The 15,237-nt window shown below is 45.4% G+C and carries 12 protein-coding genes and 1 riboswitch; of the genes, 8 read left to right on the top strand and 4 right to left on the bottom strand.

Going from position 1 to position 15,237, the window contains the following annotated elements:
- Window positions 1–3: 3 nt before the first annotated feature.
- A complete protein-coding gene (locus ACXADE_RS18250; protein ID WP_474981842.1) occupies window positions 4–1,695 on the bottom strand; it encodes an O-acetylhomoserine aminocarboxypropyltransferase/cysteine synthase family protein in 1,692 nt (563 codons plus the stop codon).
- Window positions 1,696–1,803: 108 nt separating this feature from the next.
- Window positions 1,804–1,914: riboswitch (SAM riboswitch) on the bottom strand.
- Between the two features lie 145 nt (window positions 1,915–2,059).
- On the opposite strand from ACXADE_RS18250, the gene ACXADE_RS18245 reads away from it, so the two are divergent.
- The 3 genes from ACXADE_RS18245 to ACXADE_RS18235 all read left to right on the top strand — a co-directional run bounded on the left by ACXADE_RS18245 (window position 2,060) and on the right by ACXADE_RS18235 (window position 4,184).
- Entirely contained in the window at window positions 2,060–2,257 is a 198-nt protein-coding gene (locus ACXADE_RS18245; RefSeq protein WP_474981841.1) for a DUF2188 domain-containing protein, read from the top strand.
- A 214-nt stretch (window positions 2,258–2,471) separates the two neighbouring features.
- Complete coding sequence (locus tag ACXADE_RS18240) at window positions 2,472–3,692, top strand: NAD(P)/FAD-dependent oxidoreductase (protein ID WP_474981840.1); 1,221 nt, start codon at window positions 2,472–2,474, stop codon at window positions 3,690–3,692.
- Window positions 3,693–4,184, top strand: coding sequence for a hypothetical protein (locus ACXADE_RS18235; RefSeq protein WP_474981839.1), 492 nt, complete (start codon window positions 3,693–3,695; stop codon window positions 4,182–4,184).
- Window positions 4,185–4,219: 35 nt separating this feature from the next.
- Here ACXADE_RS18235 and ACXADE_RS18230 read toward each other — a convergent pair whose 3' ends face one another.
- Window positions 4,220–5,071, bottom strand: a complete 852-nt coding sequence (locus ACXADE_RS18230; protein ID WP_474981838.1) for a TetR/AcrR family transcriptional regulator — start codon at window positions 5,069–5,071, stop codon at window positions 4,220–4,222.
- A 115-nt stretch (window positions 5,072–5,186) separates the two neighbouring features.
- Here ACXADE_RS18230 and ACXADE_RS18225 point away from each other — a divergent pair, with 115 nt between their 5' ends.
- Together ACXADE_RS18225 and ACXADE_RS18220 are read left to right on the top strand one after the other, a co-directional pair.
- Complete coding sequence (locus ACXADE_RS18225) at window positions 5,187–8,360, top strand: efflux RND transporter permease subunit (RefSeq protein ID WP_474981837.1); 3,174 nt, start codon at window positions 5,187–5,189, stop codon at window positions 8,358–8,360.
- A 124-nt stretch (window positions 8,361–8,484) separates the two neighbouring features.
- Window positions 8,485–9,450 carry an NAD(P)/FAD-dependent oxidoreductase gene (locus ACXADE_RS18220; RefSeq protein ID WP_474981836.1) on the top strand — a complete coding sequence of 322 codons (966 nt, stop codon included), beginning with the start codon at window positions 8,485–8,487 and terminating at the stop codon, window positions 9,448–9,450.
- Window positions 9,451–9,509: 59 nt separating this feature from the next.
- On the opposite strand, the gene rarD is transcribed toward ACXADE_RS18220, so the two are convergent.
- Window positions 9,510–10,412, bottom strand: a complete 903-nt coding sequence (rarD, locus tag ACXADE_RS18215; RefSeq protein ID WP_474981835.1) for an EamA family transporter RarD — start codon at window positions 10,410–10,412, stop codon at window positions 9,510–9,512.
- A 104-nt stretch (window positions 10,413–10,516) separates the two neighbouring features.
- Complete coding sequence (locus ACXADE_RS18210; RefSeq protein ID WP_474981834.1) at window positions 10,517–12,106, bottom strand: FAD-dependent oxidoreductase; 1,590 nt, start codon at window positions 12,104–12,106, stop codon at window positions 10,517–10,519.
- 143 nt (window positions 12,107–12,249) lie between these two features.
- Between ACXADE_RS18210 and ACXADE_RS18205 the strand changes: the two genes are divergently transcribed.
- The 3 genes from ACXADE_RS18205 to ACXADE_RS18195 all read left to right on the top strand — a co-directional run bounded on the left by ACXADE_RS18205 (window position 12,250) and on the right by ACXADE_RS18195 (window position 15,228).
- Entirely contained in the window at window positions 12,250–13,506 is a 1,257-nt protein-coding gene (locus ACXADE_RS18205) for an EAL and HDOD domain-containing protein (protein WP_474981833.1), read from the top strand.
- Between the two features lie 100 nt (window positions 13,507–13,606).
- Window positions 13,607–14,035 (top strand): MarR family winged helix-turn-helix transcriptional regulator, encoded by a 429-nt coding sequence (locus ACXADE_RS18200; protein WP_474981832.1) that lies wholly within the window; start codon window positions 13,607–13,609, stop codon window positions 14,033–14,035.
- Window positions 14,035–15,228 (top strand): MFS transporter, encoded by a 1,194-nt coding sequence (locus ACXADE_RS18195; RefSeq protein WP_474981831.1) that lies wholly within the window; start codon window positions 14,035–14,037, stop codon window positions 15,226–15,228. Before ACXADE_RS18200 ends, ACXADE_RS18195 begins: the two co-directional genes overlap by 1 nt.
- Window positions 15,229–15,237: the final 9 nt, after the last annotated feature.

Genomic DNA, 15,237 nt, shown 5'->3' with positions numbered 1-15,237 from the left:
CTTTTACTGAACCGATGCGAGAGCATTGGACAATTCTTTTCCTGATCGTAGACGGATGATGGATTCGTAAAGGCTGGACCCGGAAATAACGGTTTCATCTTCTATATGCACGGAACTTTTCGACCATATCACCAATGGTTTCCATTGCTTAGCCGCCGTTAGTACTTCACTTGAAGCTTCTTCCACATAAAAGATATCCCATTGGGTGTCTTCGGCTTTCTGGACGTCTTCAAGGTTGTCGAAGGCAGCCACTACGTACCCCAGCTTTTCCAACCTGCTTTGTTCTACCGGATCTAATCCGACACCAGCAATCACTCTTTTTCTAATTTCCCCGTTTGTTCGGTCCAGGGAGGATGATAGCAGTTCCTGAGCCGGATGTTTCTTTTCCTTATACGCATTTGTAATCCCTGTCGCCTTGTATATCGCATAGTCTAAGTCCTGAATTAGATCCTCCACAGACTCTAAACCGACAGACAATCGGACAAGTTCTTCTTTTACTCCGGATTTTTTCAGGTTTTCATCACTTAACTGCTGGTGGGTAGTGGAGGCGGGGTGGATAATGAGCGATTTGGCATCCCCTACGTTAGCCACATGCGACCAGATTGTACTTTCATCGATCAATCGTCTTCCTGCATCCCGACCCCCTTTGATTCCGAAAACTACGATAGAGCCGTGACCATAATGGAAGTACTTTTCTGCAAGCTGGTGAGTAGAATGATCTTTTAACCCAGGGTAGTTCACCCATTCGACACCATCGTGTTCATTCAGAAAATTGGCGATCTCAAGGGCTTGGTCGGCATGAGTTTTGATTCTTAAGTGTAAAGTCTCTAACCCTTGTAAAAGGAGAAAAGCGTTCTGGGGGCTGAGGCATGCTCCAATATCACGGAGCAGCTGGACACGCAGCTTGATGGCGAATGCTGCCGGTCCGGCATCGATTCCAAAGCGGATCCCGTTATAGCTTTCATCAGGTTCCGTGAATCCAGGGAATTTTTCATGGTTCCAATTGAATCGTCCGCTGTCTACGACAACACCTCCGATGGCTGTGCCATGTCCGCCGATCCATTTCGTTGCGGAATGGACGACAATATCGGCTCCCCAGTCAATGGGACGGCACACATATGGAGTAGCAAAAGTGTTGTCGATGATGAACGGGATGTGGTGTTCATGAGCTATATCTGCTACCGCTTCAATATCCAACACATTTAAACTGGGATTTCCGATGGTCTCTGCAAAAATCGCTTTTGTTTTTGGAGTGATGGCTTTGGCAAAAGACTCGGAATCATCGTCATCAACAAAATTTACGGTGATTCCATAGCGCGGAAGAGTGTGGACGAACAAATTGTATGTGCCGCCGTAAAGGTTTGTGGAGGTCACAATTTCGTCACCAGCTCCAGCGACATTCAAAATGGCCATCGTGATCGCAGACATCCCTGATGATGTAGCTACAGCTGCCACCCCGTCTTCAAGAAGAGCAATTCGTTGCTCGAATACATCGACGGTGGGATTCCCGATGCGTGTATAGATGTTACCGGGTTCTGCCAGGGAAAATAGGTTTTGAGCATGTTCTGTATCATTGAAAACGTAAGAGGTGGTCTGGTAAATCGGTACGGCACGGGATCCTGTAGAAGGATCGGGCTCCTGTCCTCCGTGAAGCAGATTCGTTTCTGGACCGAACGTATGGAATGGTGTACTCATGGAAAAATTCCTCCTCTGATTTTTTCCTAGGGCATCCATCGTGGGGAAAAGGGAAAATGTAAAAGCCCTCTTCTAAAATAAGAAGAGGGCTTTATGTATCATTACCTCCCCTTATCTTTCAGATCTTTTGATCTGTAGGATGTAGCACCTTTTCAAGTTTTCACCTTGAAGGTTGCCGGGCGTCGTAGGGCCTAGTCCCTCTGCCGCTCTCGATAAGAGTTGTTTTTATTAAATTTATCTGACTTGTTTGAAATTATAAAGCCGACCTCCACTGTTGTCAAACAATTTCAAAAATATAAGTTACGTTTGAATAGCCTGAGCTGTGGGAATGGATTATTAAGTCTATGAGATAGGAGTGAAGTTCATGAAACAATATAGTGTTGTACCTAATAAAGATGTGACTGGATGGTTCGTTAAAATCGAGGATGTCGCTCCGACAGACCTTTACGATGAGCGCGATACGGCAGTTGCTAAGGCTGAGGAAATCGCAAAGGATAACAAACCGAGTAAGCTTCAAATCCTGGATCAGAACCACGAAGTGGAAGAAGAACGCACCTATTAAGAAAAACTCCCGGTAACGGGAGTTTTTTTGTTTTTGCCCTGCTTAAGCCTATGGTGGGTTCTATCCAAACTGTCTGTAGGCTGCATTCCTCAGAATCCCTCCATTAATGCTGTAACGGACTGAGTGGAGCAATAAAGAAAGATGAGAGCTTCTAGTGTTTTACAAGTAAGGCAGGTATGATGGAGGTAGATCATCTACGAAGGTGTGTGCAATTATGAACAATAAATACGATTTCATCATCGTCGGTGCACGTGCAGCCGGCGCAAGTCTGGCCATCCTTTTAGGGAAAATGGGGAAAAAGGTGCTCCTTTTGGATAAATCCCGTTTTCCCAGTGATACACTATCCACTCACTTTATGTCCCACACTGAGTTCCTGAAGAGGTTGGGGGTCCTCGATCAATTGGAGAGTTCCGGATTAAGGAAAGTGAATCGTATGCGTACCTACATAGGAAGCAGTTTTGTCGAGGGTCCGAGGACAGCCTATACCATTATTCCGAAGCGGGACAGGCTGGATGCGATCCTTATTGAACAAGCCCTGAAATTCTCTTCCATCGACTTTAAACCAGAGACGCCCGTTCGGGAATTGATTTGGGAAGGAGAGCGGGTCGTTGGTGTTCAGTATATTGAAAATGGCAAGAGAGCTTCTGCCTATGCACATATAATTGTCGGAGCAGATGGAAAGAATTCCAATATTGCACATTGGACAGGGGCACGTAAGCAGAAAGAAACGAAACCGCTGCGCCCGGTTGTGTACGGATATTTCCATGGAGTCGATGCGTTGCCTGAGCCTGTTACAGAAATCTTTCTCCATGAAGGAAGGATCGGATTTGTTTTTCCAATGGAACCTGAACGGGACTGCTTAGGCATCGAACTTCATCCAGAAGAATTCAAAACTGTGATGCAGGATCCAGAAGCTTCGTTTAAACGAATGTTTGATCAATTGTATGGAATGAAAAACAGGATGGAGGCAGCCAGTCTTCAAGGGAGAATCATCGGGACGCCTGGAGTGCCGAACTTCTTTAGGGAAGCTTTTGGAAAGGGCTGGACTCTGATTGGAGATGCGGGTCATTGCAAAGATCCGAGCACGGGGTTAGGGATTAATGATGCCTTTTTACAGGCCTTTTTACTGGCGGAAGCCTGTGGCCGGATGGATGAGGGCGTTCCTGAAGAAGAAGCCTTGAAGGAGTTTGCAGAAAAAAGAGATGAACAGCTTTTCCCTGGTTTTCAAATGACGCTGGATTACATACGAACTTTAAGAAAATGGACGTCAGATGAAGTGGCTTTGTTCCAATCCATCGCCGCTAATCCCATGGTTTGGAACAAACTCGTTCCCCATTTGTCCCGTCATTTAAAAGAGGATACAGCTGACTTCCCTCTTCTTCATAATGCCGTAGAAGGGGAGGCGGAACACTTCGGATTCAACAAGGATTCCTAGTTGGAAAAGTCGAATGTAAGGAGTGAGGTGATCAATGTGGAATGGACAAAAGAAACCGCCTTTGCCAAGCTTCAGGAGATTTATGACGATAAAGTAATGCAGGATGAAAAACGAAGAGTGTTTCAACAGGTGCATAACCATTTGCTGCAGCATTTAGACGACCTTGCTGTACCTTCAGGATTGAAAGAAAAATCCCGGGAGCAACTCCAATTTTTCAAGGAATATACGTTCATGCCTGGTGACAACTTGTTTCAGTCGATGAGGTACGTTTTTCTGTTGGCACGAGGTGAAAAAGAAAGAGAGGCCGAGGAGACGCGGGAGCACTTGAACCGAATCTATCGTTCTCTTTATCAGCCGGCGGGGTTGAAAAACCCTTATATCCCTGACTCTTTTTGGGATACGCCTTTAGGTGTAGCCTGCCTGGTGGCGGAAGAAGGAGTAGAAGCGGTTTACCCCATTTTAAATGAGGTGCTCGAAGCAGAACGTGTATAGCCGAAAAGCTCAGGGTGATCTCCTGAGCTTTTCTTTTATGAATACACTTGATAAAACTGTTTGATTTTCTCGATGATTTCATCGAACGATGAGTAGCCCTCAAGGTTAGCCATCATCCCCTTCAGAATGGCCGGTCTTGGCTGATCTCTTTCCATTTCCTCTGCCAGAACATGGACGGTGTCCTGGATATCCTGATGACCGGCACTAGCCAGTTCCTTCAATTTTGTGATCAACTGGACCCTTTTTTCCTTATGCACGTTTGCAGGTAAGAACTGACTCATGATTTCTTCTGTGATGACTGGTTGGTCATTGTTTCGTTCGAAACCCTCAACGATATAGTCAGCCCTCCGCAGCATAGCTTCTGCCAACTGATTAAAATCCAAATCCGCACCTTCTATGATGATCAGGTCCATATAGCCTTTGAACATTCCCTGCAGAATTAAACTGAGTTCCCAGACAGTATCTTTGGCACGGTCCCCATAAATTTGAATCAAATGACTTTTGTAGAAAAGGTACGCGTTCGCCCGCATTTGGGTGAGGAACTGTTCGATATTTTCATTAAAAGGAATGGCCTGCTCCCGTATTTGCATAATGATGAATTCCCTGTGGTCTGCGAGCTCATCAAATGTGACTTTTAACTGTTTAATGAATTTTGTCCGTTCATCTGCATCAAGCTTCTGAATCTCGTCGATGCGGGTTTGGATACGTTCGTAATAATAATTGAAGATGTTTAACAGCAGGGCATCCTTCGATTTGAAATGAAGGTAAAAGGCTCCTTTAGAGATGCCGCATGCGGTCGCAATTTCTTGAACAGATGTAGAGCTGAATCCTTTTTTAGCAAACAGCTTGATCGATTGTTCTATTATAAAAACAGATTTTTGTTCCATAATTGTCGCTCCTTAAAATTTGGAGAAGTTGATGTTTTCTCTTGACCTTTGACTGGTTGGTCATTTATATTATAAAGTGTTGTGACTAACTGGTCAATGAAGGGGAGAGTTAATGATGAAAAGAATCATCGATTTTTCGATGAATAACAAATTTGCTATTTGGCTTATGACAATCCTCATTACCGCTGCAGGACTTTATGCAGGATTGAATATGAAGCTTGAAACGATTCCGGATATCGAACCGCCAATCATTACGGTGACGACGACCTATCCGGGGGCTACACCGGAAGAGGTAGCTGACCAAATATCTGAACCACTTGAACAACAAGTGAGTAATTTGAGTGGAGTGAAGACGGTTAGTTCCTCCTCCTTCCAAAATGCTTCATCGCTTCAGTTGGAATACAGCTTTGATAAAAGTTTAGATGAAGCAGAGGATGAATTGCAAGAAGCTGTCGATCAGGTGACATTGCCTGAAGAGGCCGAAGAGCCTTCTGTTTCACGTCTAAACTTCAATGCCTTTCCTGTTGTTAGTTTAAGTGCCATTAACGGAGAAGGGTCACTTGAACAATTAACACAGACGGTCGAAGAAGAAGTCGTACCGGCATTGGAAGGTCTTGAAGGTGTGGCGGATGTGCAAGTGTCCGGCCAGCAGCTTGAAGAAGTGCGGATCGATTTGGATGAAGAAGCATTGAGTGAGCGTGGGCTGAATCAGGACACAATCACCAGTTTCATTCAAGGGTCTGACATTTCTTTCCCGCTTGGTCTATATACCTTTGACGATACTCAAAAATCTGTCGTCATTGATGGGGACCTGACAAGTGTCGAAGAATTGAAAGAATTGCAGATTCCGGCTGTTCCATCCGCCGGAGGAGCACCATCCGGTCAACAAATGCCTTCTCAGGGAGCCGGTCAAATGCCTTCCGAAGCTCCACAGGGAAGCCAGGGACAGGAAGCGGCTGCTCCTGACATGCAGGCCCAGGCTGTCGATGGAATTCCGACGGTCGCTTTAGGGGACATTGCAGACGTAGAAGTTGTAGGTGAAGCTGAATCGATTTCCCGTACCAATGGAGAAGATTCCATTTCCCTTCAAATCGTGAAATCACAAGAAGCGAACACCGTAGATGTCGTAAACCTTGTGAAAGAAGAAACCGAATCTTTCAAAGATGAGTTAGACGGAGTTGAATTCGTCTATTCCTTTGACCAGGGAGAGCCGATTGAAGAATCTGTCAGTACGATGCTGAACAAAGCTTTGTTCGGTGGAATCTTCGCGGTGCTTGTCATCCTGTTGTTCCTTCGTAACATTAAAACGACTCTGATTTCTGTTATTTCTATACCGTTGTCTTTATTGATTGCGATCTTATTCTTGAATTGGATGGATATCACACTGAACATCATGACGCTCGGAGCCATGACGGTTGCTATCGGACGTGTAGTCGATGATTCAATTGTCGTTGTAGAGAATATCTACCGGAGGATGTCGTTGTCCGATGAGCCGTTGAAAGGAAAAGCGTTGATTCGTGAATCGACGAAGGAAATGTTCATGCCGATTCTTTCCTCAACGCTCGTAACGATCGCTGTTTTCCTTCCACTTGGACTTGTAGAAGGTACGGTTGGTCAAATATTCATGCCGTTTGCTCTAACTGTTGTTTTTGCGCTTCTGGCATCCTTGCTGGTAGCTGTTACCATAGTGCCGATGCTTTCGCACTCCTTGTTGAAACAGTCGAAAATCAAAGGGCACACACATGAAGAAGGAGCAGGAAAGCTTGCTCTATTCTATAAAAAAGTGCTGAACAGTACATTGAACCATAAAATCATTTCGATGATTGTTGCTGTTCTCGTCCTTGTCGGAAGCATTGCGCTTTTACCATTTGTGGGAACGAGTTTCCTTCCAGATCAGGAACAGAAGATGGTTGTCGCAACGTTCAGTCCTGAACCTGGACAGACAAGCGAAGATGTAGAGAACATCGCTGAAGAAGCTCAACAGTTCTTCATGGACAGAGATGGTGCAGAAACTGTTCAATATTCTGTGGGTGGAGAAAACCCTATGAACCCGGGGGCTTCTAATCAGGCCATGTTCTATGTGGAGTATTCGGATGATACCGAAGAGTTTTCTGAAGAAACGCAACGTGTCATTGATGGTTTGAATGAACAGACGGAAAATGGCGAGTGGATGAGTCAGGACTTCTCAGGTGCAGGGTCCAGCAGTGGTCTTGAGCTTCGTGTATATGGCGATAACACTGAAGAAATCAAGCCGATTGTCGCTGAAGTGGAAGCACTGCTTGCTGATGAGGAAGATCTAAGAAATATCGATTCCAGTCTTTCAGAATCCTATGAAGAATACACACTTGTCGCTGACCATGAACGATTGAGCGAGTTAGGTCTTACAGCCGCTCAGATAGGAATGGAACTTGGCCAGAATCGTCAACAACCTGTTCTCACAACCATTGAACAGGACGGTGAAGAGCTCAATGTTTATTTAGAAGTTGAGAAAGAAGACGTTTCTGGTATCGAAGATTTAACAAGTAAAGAAATGACAACTCCAACCGGTCAGACGTTGGCTATCAGCGAGCTCGTTGAAGTGGAAGAAGGAACAACCGCTGATACGATCACCCGTCGCGATGGGCGTGTCTATGCTAGTGTCAGTGCAGAGATTACGGTGGACGACGTAGGTGCCGTTTCCCAGGAAGTCAATGAAAAAGTACAGGAGATTGAAACACCTTCTGGCGTAGAGATCACTCAGGGCGGTGTTGCAGAAGATATCAATGAATCCTTCTCTCAATTAGGATTGGCGATGCTTGCTGCCATTGCAATCGTCTACTTGATTCTCGTCGTATTCTTTGGTGGAGGCTTGGCTCCGCTTGCCATTCTTTTCTCCCTGCCGTTTACCATTATCGGAGCAGTCCTTGGATTGTTGATCAGTGGAGAGACGCTCAGCATCTCAGCCATGATTGGTGCATTGATGTTGATTGGTATTGTTGTAACTAATGCAATTGTACTCATCGACCGTGTCATTTACAGAGAAAAAGAAGGCTTCTCTACACGTGAGGCCTTATTGGATGCTGGAATGACAAGACTACGTCCGATCTTGATGACAGCCCTTGCTACAATTGGTGCACTTCTACCTCTGGCTCTCGGTTTTGAAGGTGGATCGATCATCAGTAAAGGACTAGGAGTCACGGTTATCGGAGGGTTAACAAGTTCGACACTATTGACCTTGCTCATTGTACCGTTGGCTTATGAAACATTAATGAAGTTCCGTAGACAGAAAAAGACAGAAAGTACGAAATAGAGTTTGATAGAATAAGAGCATCCTCTCATCGTGAGGATGTTCTTTTTTTCTGCACATTAAAGGTTTTGTTTTTCAGGTTATAGAAATGGGAATGGTTGAGAAATCGTAGGATGGAGGGGTTCTGATGGAACATTATGAAATTACGATTATCGGGGCGGGGCTGGCAGGAATTACCGCAGCACGCCGATTAATGAAGCAAGGAAGAGAAAACTTGTTGTTGACGGATAAAAGCAAGAGCGTGGGTGGTCGTTTGGCCACTAGAAGGGTTGCAGAAGGAAGGGCCGATCATGGGGCTCAGTTTTTCACAGTAAGAACTGAAGAGTTAGAGGAAGAAGTTCAGAACTGGCTGGATCAACAATGGATCAAGCGGTGGTTTGGGGATAAGTACCCGCGCTATACAGCGGTTGAAGGGATGAACGGCTTGGCAAAGCAATTGGCGGAAGGCGTTCCGGTATCCTTACATACGAAAGTAGTCAAACTGCTTGAGATGGATGGAGGGTACCGCTTGTACAGTGAAGACGGAAAGGAATGGCAGTCGGACAAAGTTCTGTTGACGATACCGGCCCCGCAGATCATTGAATTATTGAAAAAGAGTGAAGTGGAAGTCGATGAAGAAGAGTTGAAACAAATTAGAAACATATACTTCGAACCGACATACGTAGGGATTTTTCAATTCAATCAGGAAACGGATCTCCCGGAGGATGGTCATGTTGATGTCGGCCTTCCTGAAGGTATGGAACGTGTCGTAGACCATCGAAAAAAAGGAATTTCCGATGACACGGTCGTCAGCGTGTATATGGAAGCTGAATGGTCCCGCAAACATTACGGGGAGGACTATGTCATGTCCTTGATTAAAGAAAAAGCTGCGGACTATCTGAATTGGGATCATCTTGAGTCGGAACAGTTGAAAAGGTGGCGGTATGCGCAGGCGAAAAAAGTCATGAGGCAGTCCTATGTTGATCTTTCAGGAGATGGAAGGTTGGTCGTCGCAGGCGATGCTTTTTTAAGGTTAACGGACGAGGCTGGACGCACTAGATTTGAAAGTGCGTACCTCTCAGGCAAGGATGCGGCCGCTTATCTCAGTTGGTAACGAGATTGTACATGGATGCGAAGGGGCAGAAAAAGGTTGGGCGTAAACGCCCAACCTTTTTAACTGGCTTTCGCTTCGTATTTTTTCAGTCGTTTCATCCGTGTGACGGTATAGACGGCAAGCCCTGACCAGATGAGCGTGAAGGATACAGCGTGGACGCTGGTAAAAGGCTCTCCATACATAAAGATCCCGATGACGAGCATAATGGTCGGTGCGAAATATTGGAGAAATCCGACCATCGAGAGAGGGATTCTTTTGGCTCCTGCGGAAAACAGCAGAAGAGGGATAGCTGTAACGATGCCGGCTCCGAAGACGAGCATCGAAGTCCATGACATCAGTTGAATCTCTGCCCATTGCCCCGACTGCTGCTGGAGGAGGTAAGTCATAGCGATCGGCATGACGATCAGCGTTTCGATTGTCAGACCGAACATGGCATTCAACGGTACTAACTTTTTCAAAAGGCCGTATGTCCCGAAGCTGAAAGCAAGCAGCAGGGCAAGCCATGGAACGGACCCGAAGTTGATGGTCATGTAAAACACACCGAGTCCCGCAAGTAAAAAAGCGAGCCACTGAGCTTTTGAGAAGGTTTCTTTTAAAAAGATCATTCCAAGCAAAATACTCACGAGTGGATTGATGTAATATCCGAGGCTGGCTTCAACCACATGGTTGGTATTGACAGCAAGTATGTAAGTGACCCAGTTGATGCTGATTGTCACAGAAGCGAGTGTGATGCCGACCAGCTGTTTTTTATGTTTGAGGATCTTCCGGCATTCTTTAAGAAAGTCTTTATGTTTTCTCGCTGCTGCAATGATCAGCCCCATAAAGAAGAAGGACCAGACAATACGGTGGGCGAGGATTTCGAATGCAGGTATTTCCTGGATGAGTTTCCAATAGATCGGGAGGATGCCCCATAATATGTAGGCTCCCGCTGTATAAATAATCCCCAGTCTTTCTTCATTCATGATGAGAACCCTTTCGCAGATGGAAAATTTTATAGATCCGCTTCATTATATCACTGATTCCTTACAGAAGGTAAAAAATCACGGCCCCGAAATGGGCCGTGATATTATATTTGTTTTCCTTGTTCATTTTGAACGTCTTTGTCGATAGGAGACGGAATGTCTTCTGATTCTTCCAAAGCAATTCTCATTAACGGTTGATCGGCAGGACCTTCGACGACGGTTCCGTCATAAGAAAAACGGGATCCATGACAAGGACAATCCCACGTATGTTCCCCACTATTCCACTCGACTTCACAGCCCATATGAGTGCACGTCGTATCAAGGACATGAAGCTTTCCTTCCTCATCCCTGTAGGCACCCGCACGTTCCCCCCGCCATTGGACAACCATGCCTTCTCCTTTATTAAGAGCATGGGGGCGTTCGGCTACAAGTTCAAGTTTCCCTTCTACCAAATGAGTGGCAACATCAAAGTTCTGGGATAAGAATTGCTTCATACTAGGATCAGTCTTGAAGCGTGTTGGTTTAAAGAGAGGATGGAACAGTGATTCTTCCCCACGAACATAATCACAAATCAATTGCGCCGCGAGTGTACCGTTGGTCATCCCCCACTTTCGGAAGCCGGTAGCGATTATAATCCGGTCATTGTTCCGGGTGATCGGTCCGATGTATGGAACTTTATCGAGTGTTGTGAGATCCTGGGCGGACCATTGGAACAGTTTCTGTTTGATGCCGAACGTCTCGGCTGCAAACTCTTCCAGTGCATGGTAATGGAAGGAGGTATCCACACCCTGTCCGGTTTTATGACTTTCACCGCCTATCAAAAGAACAGGGGTGCCTTTATAGTCCGCCGACCTGATGGATCGTTTCGGTTCATCTACCGACAAGTACATCCCTTCAGGAATCTCTTTTTCTGGTTCAATGGCGATGATATAAGAACGTTCGGCATACATACGACTGAAATAAAATCCTTTTCCGTCGTAAAAAGGAAAGTGACTGCACGAAATCAACGTCTCGCAGGACAACGTATGTCCGGATCCTGTTTGAATTTCAATCCTGTCTTTCTCGGTGACATCCGTCGCTTTTGTGTGTTCATAAACTTCGCCGCCCAATTTCGTGAATTCCTCAAGGAGAGAGTCCATGTATTTTAAAGGGTGGAACCGTGCCTGGTCTTTCATACGAAGGGCTTTCTTTGCTTCCATATCAAAAGGGAGCGCTTCTGTTACAGATCCTGGAATGGAAAGTTTATGGTAAGCTTCATATTCTTTGTCGAGCTTATGGGCACCTTTTTTCGTCGTAGCGAAAAGATAGGCATCCTCTTTCACCCAATCGCAGTCAATCTTATACTTGTCGACCCATTCTTCCATGGATTTCAATGCACTCATTTGGGCCTGATAGTACAAGGAAGCTTCTTCTTCACCAAAATGCTTCAGCAGTTCATGGTAAATCAACCCATGTTGGGCGGTCACTTTGGCGCTTGTGTGGCCTGTAGTACCATTCAACAATTCGTCCGCTTCGATGAGGGTGACTTTCTTTCCTTCTTTAGCCAAAAGATAAGCGGTTGTAATACCGGTAATTCCACCTCCGACAACAGCCACCTCTGTTGATGTGTCTTCACGCAGAGCTTCAAATGTCGGTAGTGACATGTTTTCCCGCCATAAAGGTTCAGGGTGCGTCCATTTCTCGTGGTGCTCCATAATTTCCCTCCTGAATGACTCGTTTCTTTCAGTCTTTCCTTCCCATACGGTTTCATGTATTTTTCCATGGAAAAATTAACAACACATAGGCTTTGTAGTATAATTGAACAAGATGGGAAGAATCGTACGAAGGTGGTAAACAGATGGAAGTATTCGTCGCGCGGCAGCCGATTTTGACAGATAAGAATGAAGTATATGCTTATGAACTGCTGTATCGAAACAGTGAGGAAAATCGGTTCGTACCGATGGATGGAAGCCAGGCCACTTCAGAAGTATTGATGAATAGTTTTGTAACCATTGGCCTGGATCGTCTTTCCAACAATAAACCCTGCTTTATCAATTTCACGGAAGACCTCCTGCTCGAAAAAGTGCCTGAATACTTCAATTCTGAACAGCTCGTCGTGGAAATTCTGGAGCACGTTTCCTTCAGCCTGGACCTTATTAGAGTGTGCAGAACCTTGAAGGAAAAAGGGTACTTGATTGCCCTCGATGATATTATTGATATCGATCGTCCTTCTTTATATGAGCTGCTTCATTATGTGGACATCATTAAAGTGGATCTTCGTGCTGTGACGGATGAGAACAGAGAACGGATTATAAAACTGGGCGAGGAGTATGGACTTACGCTGTTAGCAGAAAAGGTGGAAACTCACGAAGAGCATCAACGCTGCATTAAAGAGGGGTTCACTCTGTTCCAAGGCTTCTATTTCAGCAAGCCCGTCATCGTCAAAGGGATGGATATCCCGTTTCTCACCTCGACATATTTACAAATGATCAAAGAGCTTACAAGTTCTGAAGAGAACATCAATATTGAAAAAGTGACCGAAATCATGGAGCAGGATCTGGCTCTTACCTACAAATTACTACGTTTGATTAATTCTTCCCAGCAAAGGACGAGGGTGCCGATTCAATCGATCAGACAAGCGGTCATGCTGCTCGGAACAGAAGGGTTGAAAAAGTGGCTGTATGTATTATCCATCGAACAAACGACGACCATCACCTCTACACAATCCCAGCTGGTTATCAAGTCCAGCCTGGTCCGGGCCAAGTTATGTGAGCAGATCGCGATCAGGATAAGGGAGAATAAGAAAGCGGATGGATGTTTTCTGACCGGATTCATGTCATTGATCGATGTGATCACTCAACGGCCGGTTCATGAAGTCATTCCTACTCTCCCTCTGGATGAAGAAATAAAACAAGCGCTTCAAGGAGAAAGGAATATGTATCGGCAGGTTCTCGATTTGGCAATTGGAATGGAGACTGCTGATTTTGAATGGCTGGAAAGACACCTGGAGGAATGGAAGTTGTCGTATTCAGAAGTGTTTGAAGTGTATGGTCAAGCTATCACCTGGTCGGAACAGCTCTATCAGGAACACTTCAACAACCATCCCTCGGAATAGCTGAGATTGAATGAGTATGATAGCATGACGGAAGGCGCTCTCAAGAGGAGAGCTCTTTTTTTAGTTAAATCGTTACCTAGGTAATGAAAGGGTGGTTCAGATGAGTTTAATCTTTCACCATATTCAACAATTGTCTCGGAATGTGAACCAATATTTGAATGAGAGCTTAAAGGAAGAAGATATTTATATGTCCCATTGGGCGGTACTTTTTCAACTGCATACCAATGGAGGAGGGATGACCCAGGCCGAATTGAAAGACCGTTTGAACATCGAGGCTCCACCTTTGTCCAGAGTCATTACGAAGCTTGAAGCCCTTGGATATATAAAAAAAAGGAAAAGTTTCGATCAGCGAACGAATGATATTACATTGACGAAGGCGGGGAACGAGCGTTTCCCGGTATGGAAACAAGCGATTCAAAAAGCGGAGGTCCGAGTACTCCAACAATATGGGAAGCGTAAGGAACAAGAATTGGACCGTCATGTTCGAACACTGTCGCAGATCATAGAACAAGAAAGAGGGAGAAATTAATGGAGAAAAAGCCTCGTTTATGGACAGCTAGTTTCCTTAACATATGTACAGGGAATTTTCTGGTATTCTTAGTCTTTTACTTGATGTTTGTTACGATGCCGATTTATACGATGGAAGCGCTTGGAGTAGCAGAAGGGGAGGCAGGATTAGTCATTACCGTATTCCTGCTCGCGGCCATCATGATTCGTCCTCTCTCTGGACAATGGGTGGAATCGTTTGGTCGTAAACCTGTTGCTGTGACGGCTTTAAGTATTTTTTTAGGTAGTGCTTTCTTATACCTATGGTTCGACTCTTTATCTCTACTTCTTGCCATCCGGTTCATTCAGGGGATTGGTTTCGGAATGGGGACAACCGCACTCGGGGCGATTGCTGCTGACGTTGTCCCAGACCGTAGAAAAGGAGAAGGGCTTGGTTATTTCGCCATGTCTATGAATGCTGCCATGGTGATTGGCCCGTACTTAGGCCTTACGTTGATTCAAAAAACCAATTTCACCCTCATGTTTATAGTATGTGCCGGACTTTCTGCTTCGGCTCTATTGACCATCCTCTTCGTACGTTTGGAAAAAGCTCAGGCGAGCATGAAGAAGAGTATTGTTCCGAACCTGCGGGGAATTTTGGAAAAACCAGTTCTGCCAATAGCTTTAACTGGAGCCGTCATGGCTCTTGCTTATGCCGGGGTGCTCTCCTTTGTTTCTGTCTATGCCAACCAGCTCGGCCTTGCCGAAGCGGCTTCTTATTTCTTTGTCGTTTATGCTGTGGTGCTGCTGCTCTCCCGTCCATTTACGGGAAGGTGGTTCGATCAATATGGAGAAAATATCATAGTTATTCCTGCTATCGTAATATTTGGATCGGGGATGATGATCTTGAGTTTTGCTGAGACGTCTTTTGTGCTCCTGCTGGCCGGGGGATTGATCGGTCTCGGATGGGGAACAATTGTCCCCAGTCTTCAGACGATCGCTTTGAAAAAAGTGCCTGATCGAGCAGGTTCGGCCACGGCTACTTTTTTCACCATTTTTGATATCGGGATCGGAGCCGGATCCTACCTCGTAGGTGCTGTGGCAACCGGCATCGGTTTTTCATCGCTTTATTTTAACAGTTCATTTCTCGTTTTCGGAGCCGTCGGAATCTACTTCCTTCTTCATGGCAGGAAGGTTCGTTCGAACACAGGTCAAACGGTTGAATATAGTAGTTAAGAAGGAGGT

The sequence above is a fragment of the Halobacillus sp. ABR2_026 genome, assembly GCF_056158545.1.
This window is presented reverse-complemented; position numbering and strand designations above follow the sequence as displayed.

Coding starts and splice junctions, on each gene's coding strand:
- ACXADE_RS18230 (WP_474981838.1), bottom strand. CDS start 5,071: ATGGAACAAAAATCTGTTTTTATAATAGAACAATCGATCAAGCTGTTT.
- ACXADE_RS18220 (WP_474981836.1), top strand. CDS start 8,485: ATGGAACATTATGAAATTACGATTATCGGGGCGGGGCTGGCAGGAATT.
- ACXADE_RS18245 (WP_474981841.1), top strand. CDS start 2,060: ATGAAACAATATAGTGTTGTACCTAATAAAGATGTGACTGGATGGTTC.
- ACXADE_RS18200 (WP_474981832.1), top strand. CDS start 13,607: ATGAGTTTAATCTTTCACCATATTCAACAATTGTCTCGGAATGTGAAC.
- ACXADE_RS18250 (WP_474981842.1), bottom strand. CDS start 1,695: ATGAGTACACCATTCCATACGTTCGGTCCAGAAACGAATCTGCTTCAC.
- ACXADE_RS18240 (WP_474981840.1), top strand. CDS start 2,472: ATGAACAATAAATACGATTTCATCATCGTCGGTGCACGTGCAGCCGGC.
- ACXADE_RS18225 (WP_474981837.1), top strand. CDS start 5,187: ATGAAAAGAATCATCGATTTTTCGATGAATAACAAATTTGCTATTTGG.
- rarD (WP_474981835.1), bottom strand. CDS start 10,412: ATGAATGAAGAAAGACTGGGGATTATTTATACAGCGGGAGCCTACATA.
- ACXADE_RS18205 (WP_474981833.1), top strand. CDS start 12,250: ATGGAAGTATTCGTCGCGCGGCAGCCGATTTTGACAGATAAGAATGAA.
- ACXADE_RS18195 (WP_474981831.1), top strand. CDS start 14,035: ATGGAGAAAAAGCCTCGTTTATGGACAGCTAGTTTCCTTAACATATGT.
- ACXADE_RS18210 (WP_474981834.1), bottom strand. CDS start 12,106: ATGGAGCACCACGAGAAATGGACGCACCCTGAACCTTTATGGCGGGAA.